This window comes from Methylobacterium crusticola (genome assembly GCF_003574465.1).
GTDB classification, from domain to species: Bacteria; Pseudomonadota; Alphaproteobacteria; order Rhizobiales; family Beijerinckiaceae; genus Methylobacterium; species Methylobacterium crusticola.
The window spans coordinates 1-6,340 of sequence record NZ_KZ984661.1 but is presented as its reverse complement, the minus strand read 5'-3'; the positions used below and the strand labels follow the sequence as shown (position 1 = coordinate 6,340).

General features: G+C 74.0%; 7 protein-coding genes and 2 pseudogenes. 5 read left to right on the top strand and 4 right to left on the bottom strand.

From position 1 onward, the window contains the following. The 3 genes and pseudogenes from DT057_RS05415 to DT057_RS05405 form a co-directional block, all read left to right on the top strand. A pseudogene (locus DT057_RS05415) lies at window positions 1-443 on the top strand (DUF3426 domain-containing protein); the annotation flags it as partial. Between the two features lie 5 nt (window positions 444-448). Beyond that, a complete protein-coding gene (gene hpt, locus DT057_RS05410; RefSeq protein WP_128561086.1) occupies window positions 449-1,051 on the top strand; it encodes a hypoxanthine phosphoribosyltransferase in 603 nt (200 codons plus the stop codon). Window positions 1,052-1,118: 67 nt separating this feature from the next. Next, a complete protein-coding gene (locus DT057_RS05405) occupies window positions 1,119-1,502 on the top strand; it encodes a response regulator (protein ID WP_128561085.1) in 384 nt (127 codons plus the stop codon). 19 nt (window positions 1,503-1,521) lie between these two features. Here the strand turns inward: DT057_RS05405 and DT057_RS05400 are convergent, their stop codons facing one another. Then, window positions 1,522-2,037, bottom strand: coding sequence for a TspO/MBR family protein (locus tag DT057_RS05400; RefSeq protein ID WP_128561084.1), 516 nt, complete (start codon window positions 2,035-2,037; stop codon window positions 1,522-1,524). Window positions 2,038-2,131: 94 nt separating this feature from the next. On the opposite strand from DT057_RS05400, the gene DT057_RS05395 reads away from it, so the two are divergent. Then, on the top strand, window positions 2,132-3,280 hold the full coding sequence (locus DT057_RS05395; protein WP_128561083.1) for a trans-sulfuration enzyme family protein: 1,149 nt from the start codon (window positions 2,132-2,134) through the stop codon (window positions 3,278-3,280). A gap of 103 nt (window positions 3,281-3,383) precedes the next feature. Here DT057_RS05395 and DT057_RS05390 read toward each other — a convergent pair whose 3' ends face one another. Further along, on the bottom strand, window positions 3,384-4,169 hold the full coding sequence (locus tag DT057_RS05390; RefSeq protein WP_128561082.1) for an HpcH/HpaI aldolase family protein: 786 nt from the start codon (window positions 4,167-4,169) through the stop codon (window positions 3,384-3,386). 333 nt (window positions 4,170-4,502) lie between these two features. Here DT057_RS05390 and purC point away from each other — a divergent pair, with 333 nt between their 5' ends. Then, the gene (gene purC, locus DT057_RS05385; protein WP_128561081.1) at window positions 4,503-5,297 is read left to right on the top strand and encodes a phosphoribosylaminoimidazolesuccinocarboxamide synthase; all 795 of its coding nucleotides are present in this window, start codon (window positions 4,503-4,505) and stop codon (window positions 5,295-5,297) included. A gap of 170 nt (window positions 5,298-5,467) precedes the next feature. On the opposite strand, the pseudogene DT057_RS36555 reads toward purC, so the two are convergent. Both DT057_RS36555 and DT057_RS05380 read right to left on the bottom strand, forming a co-directional pair. Beyond that, window positions 5,468-5,647 (bottom strand): annotated as a pseudogene (locus DT057_RS36555) (hypothetical protein); the annotation flags it as partial. Between the two features lies 1 nt (window position 5,648). Then, window positions 5,649-6,340, bottom strand: a 692-nt coding sequence (locus tag DT057_RS05380; RefSeq protein ID WP_244937348.1) for a glycosyltransferase, incomplete at both ends; no start/stop codon positions are given.

The window sequence follows — 6,340 nt, the reverse complement described above, 5'->3', positions numbered from 1 at the left end:
CGCTCCTCGTCGCCGGGGTCGGCGTCCCGGCCGGGCGCGCCGCCGTGGTGCGGGCGCTGCCGCAGGCCGCGCGGCTCTACGCGGCGGTCGGGCTGCCGGTGAACCTGCGGGGCCTGAGCCTGCGCGACGTCGCGGCCTACCAGGTCCCGGACGCCGCCAGGGGCGCCCGCCTGGTGGTCGAGGGCGACGTGCTCAGCGTCGCGGCCCGGACGGCCGCGGTGCCGCCCCTCGCGGTCGAGATCCGCGACGACCACGGCCAGGTGCTCTACCGCTGGACCGCGCAGCCCCCCCGGGCCCGCCTCGAGCCCGCCGAGGCCGCCCGCTTCCGGGCCGAGCTCGCCGCGGCGCCCGCCCGGGGACGCACGGTCCTGGTCCGCTTTGCCGCGGTTGACACCGGGGAATCTGCCGTCAGCCTGACGGTGCCGAGCCACACCCGCGAATGAGTCCGATGACCCTGCCGTCCCCCCGCGTCCGCGTCCTGTTCGACGAAGCCGCCATCGCGCAGCGCAACGAGGAGATCGCGCGCGCCATCGCGGGCCAGCCCCTGGAGAGCCTCCTGGTGGTGGCGGTGCTCAAGGGCAGCTTCATGTTCGCGGCCGACCTGATCCGGGCGCTGCACCGGGCGGGCCTGAGCCCGCAGGTCGAGTTCATCCACCTGTCGAGCTACCGCGCCGCCACGGTGTCCTCGGGCCAGGTCGCGATCCTGCGCGACGTCGAGAGCGAGGTGCGCGGGCGCGACGTGCTCCTGATCGACGACATCCTCGAATCCGGCCGCACCCTCGTCTACGCCAAGGACCTCCTGATGGCGCGGGGCGCCCGGCGGGTGCTGACCACGGTCCTCCTCGAGAAGCCCGGCAAGCGCGCCGTGACGATCACCGCCGACTACGTCGGCTTCGTCTGCCCGGACGTGTTCGTGGTCGGGTACGGCATGGACGTGGCCCACGCCTTCCGGCAGCTGCCCTTCGTCGGCCTCGTCGATTACGGCGACGGCGAGCCGGACCTGTTCGACGAGGCCGCGAGGAGCGGAACCGGCGTAGCGTCAAGGGCTTGACGCAGGGCGGCACGATTGATCACATCACCACGGCCGCGCGGCGTGGCACCGGAGAGACGACGACGACATGGCGCGCATCCTGCTGGTCGACGACGAGGAGCCGATCCGCGGCTTCCTGAAACGCGGGCTCGAGATGGACGGCCACACGGTCGTCACCGCGATCGACGGCAGCGACGGCCTCGACCGCCTGGGCGAGGGCAGCTTCGACCTGATGCTCACCGACATCCGCATGCCGCTGATGGACGGGATCGCCCTGGCGCTCGCGGCCAAGCGCGACTACCCCGACCTGACGATCCTGCTGATGACGGGCTTCGCCGACCAGCGCGAGCGGGCCCGGGGCCTCGACGCGATCGTGGTCGACGTGCTGACGAAGCCCTTCACCCTCGCGGACATGCGGGCCGTGGTGGGACGCGCGCTGCGGGCCGGCGCCGGGGCGAGCCTCGCCCGCTGACCGGCCACGCGGCCGCCCCTCAGTTCATCCACCAGATCGCCGCGTTGAGCACGCTCGCGTAGGCGACCCAGGCCGCGTAGGGCACGAGGAGCAGCGCGGCGGCCCGGTCGAGGGCGAGGAAGAGCCGGACGCTCCAGAGGATCATCACCAGCAGGGCGACGATCACCACGAGGCCCCCCGCCGGGTCGTGGCCGGCGAAGAACACCGGGGTCCAGGCGGCGTTGAGCGCGAGCTGGGCGAAGAAGGCGGCAAGGGCGAGCGTCCGCGTCCGCCGGAGGGCCCCGCCCGACGGCGCCGTGCCGAGCACCCGCCAACAGGCGAGCGCCATCAGGGCGTACAGGATCGCCCAGGCGACCGGGAACAGCCAGTTCGGCGGCGTGAAGGCCGGCTTGGCGAGGCCGGCATACCAGGTCGGGATGTTGGGCGAGGTGAACAGCAGGCCCGAGAGCGAGGTCGCCAGCACCGGCGCGAGGGCCGCGAGGAGGCGCGGGACGGGGGCGAGGACGGGCCTCGTCAGGGCGGGGGCGGCGGTCATCGGGCTCTCGGGGCGGCGTCTCGGCCCGGGACCTTGCGCGACGGCCCCGGTTCTGCAAGGGCGGCCTGTGTCGCACGAGCCCCCGGAGTCCCGCATGAGCAGCGCCCCGCGCCCCTGGTCGAAGAAGAGCCTCGCCGCGCAGGCCATGGGGCACGTCGACCCGGTCACGAAGGCCATCGTCTCGCCGATCCACCTCGCCACCACCTACCTCCGCGACCCCGACAACCAGTACAGCTCGGGCTACGTCTACGGCCGGCCCGACAACGCCACGGTGCGCGAGGCCGAGGCCGTGATCGCGATGCTGGAGGACGCGGAGGCCGGCGCGCTGCTGTTCTCCTCCGGCATGGCCGCCGCCACGGCGGTGTTCGGCGCCCTGGATCCGGGCGACCACGTCGTGGCGCCGACCGTGATGTACTGGGCCCTGCGCCGCTGGCTCGCCGAGGAGGCGACGCGCTGGGGCCTTACGGTCGACTTTGTCGCCACCGACGACCTCGCGGCGCTCCGCGCCGCCGTGACGCCCGGGCGCACCAAGCTGGTCTGGCTCGAGACCCCGTCGAACCCGCTCTGGACCATCACCGACATCGCGCAGGCGGCCGAGATCGCGCACGCGGCCGGCGCGCGGCTCGCGGTCGATTCCACCGCCGCCTCGCCGGTGGTGACCCGGCCCCTCGCGCTCGGCGCCGACGTCGTCATGCACGCGGCCACCAAGGTGCTCAACGGCCATTCCGACGTGATCGCGGGCGCGCTCGCCGGCGCCAGGCCCGACGCGTTCTGGGCCCGCATCCAGCGCATCCGCTCCGGCCAGGGCGCGATTCTCGGGCCGTTCGAGGCCTTCCTGCTCCTGCGGGGCCTGCGCACCCTGCACGTGCGCATCGCCGCCCAGATGGCGGGCGCGGCGGAGCTGGCGCGGCGCCTGGGGGCGCACCCGGCGGTCGGCAGCGTGCTGTATCCGGGCCTCGCCCAGCATCCCGGCCACGCGATCGCGGCGCGGCAGATGAGCGGCGGCTTCGGCACCATGCTGTCGATCCGGGTCGCGGCCGGCGAGGCCGCGGCGGTCGCGGCGGCGGCCCGGGTCGGGTTGTGGAAGCGGGCGACGTCCCTCGGCGGCGTCGAGAGCCTGATCGAGCACCGCGCCTCGATCGAGGGACCCGGCACGCCCTGCCCGCCGGACCTCCTGCGCCTCTCCACGGGGATCGAGGATCCGGACGACCTGTATGCGGACCTCGACCAGGCCCTGCGCTGAGGATTGCCGGTCCCGCTCCGCCGACGTGGCGAGGCCGGCGGCCCGGCACCGGGAACCCGCCCGGGCCGGCGGCCCGGTGCGCCGGCCCTGCGGGCGGCGGCTCTCAGGCGCGCGCCTCCCGCAGGGCCGCCTGCGCGCCCGCGCGCAGGAGCGCGACGTCGCTCGCCAGGGCGATCAGGTCGAACCCCTGCCGAGCGAGCTCCCGGGTGCGCGGGCCGGACTGGGAGTAGACCCCCACGCGCTTGCCGGCCGCGCGGGCGCGCGCCATGGCGTGCTCCAGGGCGCGGCGCACCGCGTCGCCCTCGGGGTCGAGGCCGGCGCCGCCCGAGAGGGCGATCGAGAGGTCGGACGGCCCGAGGAAGATCCCGTCGATGCCGTCCACCGCCAGGATGCCGTCGAGGGCGTCGAGGGCCTCGCGGGTCTCGATCATCGCCAGGGTGAGGGAGAAGCCGTTGGCCTCCTTCAGGTAGGTCTCGGGCGCGAGGCCCGACAGCATCAGGGCCGCGGTGGGGCCCCAGCTCCGCTCGCCCAGGGGCGGGTACTTGGCCAGGGCCGCGAAGCGGCGGGCGTCCTCGACCGTGTTCACCATCGGGGCGATGACCCCGGAGATGCCGGCATCGAGCAGGCGCGACACGGTGGTGAAGCCGCCGACCGGCACCCGGGCGATGGTGGGCTTGCCGCGCGCCGCAACCAGGCCGACCGTGCGGGCGATGCTGTCGAAATCGTAGGCCCCGTGCTGCATGTCGAGGGTCACGGCGTCGAAGCCCGGCTCCCCGGCGAGGAGGCCCGCCACCGACGGCTCCGGGATCCCGCACCAGGCCGTGATCAGCGGCTTTCCCTCGCGGAAGCGCGCTGCCAGCGCGGCCACCGCTCCACCCCGTTCCGCCATGGCGGTTCCCTCCTGTCCGGCCCGCGGACCCTGCCTGCCGGCCGCGGTTGCAAGGGGCGACCTTAATCGCCGGCCCGCGGAGCGTCGAGGCGCGGCAACGCCCGCTCCGCTTGCATCGGGCCAGCGTTGCGCCCATATCGGCGATCCCATCACCGCATCGCGTCGCAGGCCCCCGGCGAGTCCGGGGCCCTCCGGCTAACGCGTTGTGCTGCCTTCGCGCTTCGGGTAATTTGCGACCGGTCGCGGGACGCTCTGGATCGGCACGTCCCCGGCCCGGCCTCTCGCAAGGTCGCCGCGCCGCGGGTCTCACACGTCGTCAGGAGCCACGGCCCCATGGACTTCCTCAAACCACGGTACACGCCTATGAACCGCCGCCGTCGCATCTACGAGGGCAAGGCGAAGGTCCTCTATGAGGGGCCCGAGCCCGGCACGCTCATCCAGCACTTCAAGGATGATGCGACCGCCTTCAACGCCAAGAAGCACGAGGTGATCGACGGCAAGGGTGTGCTGAACAACCGGATCTCCGAGTTCCTGTTCCAGCACCTGAACGACATCGGCGTGCCGACGCACTTCATCCGCCGGCTCAACATGCGCGAGCAGCTGATCCGCGAAGTCGAGATCATTCCCCTCGAGGTGGTGGTGCGCAACGTGGCGGCCGGCTCGCTGGCGACGCGACTCGGCCTGGAGGAAGGGACCCAGCTCCCGCGCTCGATCATCGAGTTCTACTACAAGAACGACCAGCTCAACGACCCGATGGTGTCGGAGGAGCACATCACGGCCTTCGGCTGGGCGACGCCGCAGGAGATCGACGACATCATGGCCCTGGCGATCCGGGTCAACGACTTCCTGTCCGGGCTGTTCCTCGGCGTCGGCATCCGCCTCGTCGACTTCAAGATGGAGACCGGCCGGCTCTGGGAAGGCGACATGATGCGCATCGTCGTCGCCGACGAGATCTCGCCCGACTCGTGCCGGCTCTGGGACATCAAGAGCCAGGACAAGCTCGACAAGGACCGCTTCCGCAAGGATCTCGGCGGGCTGATCGAGGCCTACACGGAGGTCGCCCGCCGGCTCGGCATCCTGGCCGAGAACGAGAAGGTGCAGACCGGCGGCCCCCGCCTGGTGCAGTGACGCCGGCGGCGCCCCGATCCGGCGAACCGGCTGCCGTCTGACGGGGCCGCCCCACGGGCGGCCCCGTTTCGCGTTCGGAGGCCGCGCGCTCCGGCCGCCTCACGGCCGGCTTCGGGCCCGGCAGGGCCGACGCGAGGGCGCCACCCGATCGCGGACCCGACAAGGCCCTCCTAGCGCGGTGCCGCCCCGCCGTCCTGCGGGCCCCTCGCGCGCGGGCCCCCGTGCCGCAGGCGCGCGTGGGTGCCGACCCGGGGATCGAAGCCCGGGTGGTAGTGCGGGTCCGCCGCGAGCCGGTGGCCCCAGCGCGCCCGGAAGCGCGCGACCTCGGCCGCGTGCCGGGCGCGGGCCGGNTGGTGCAGCACGGCGCCCGGCACCATCAGGGTCCGGTAGCCGGCCGCCTCCAGCCGGAGGCAGAGGTCGACGTCGTTGAAGTCGACCCCGAAGGCCTCGGCGTCGAAGCCGCCGACCGCCAGGAACTTTCCCCGCTCCACCGCGAGGCAGGCCGCCGTGACGGCCGCGACCCGGTGCGTGGCCCGGAGCGCGTGCAGGTAGCCCGGCGCGTCCGCGGGAAAGTGGCGGTGGGCGTGGGTGACGAGCCCCCCGGTGCCGAGCACGATGCCCCCGTGCTGGATGCGGCCCTCCGCGTCGAGGAGCTTCGCCCCGACGGCGCCCACCGCCGGGCGGAGGGCCTCCTCGGCCATGCGCCGCAGCCAGTCGGGCCGGAACGCCTCGACGTCGTTGTTGACGAAGACCAGGAGGTCGCCCCCGGCCGCCTCCGCGGCCCGGTTGTTCATGGCCGCGAAGTTGAACGGGCCCGGGCAGGGCAGCACCCGGGCGGTGCCGGAGCGGCGGAGCGCGTCGAGGTAGGCGAGCGTCGCCGGCTCGCGGCTGTCGTTGTCGCACACCACGATCTCGAGGTCGGGCCAGTCGGTCCGTGCCACCAGGCTCTCGACGCAGGTGCGCAGCAGGTCGACGCGGTCCCGGGTCGGGACGATCAGGCTCGCCCGCGGCGGCGGGTCCGGCAGCGGCCGGCGGAGCGCCTG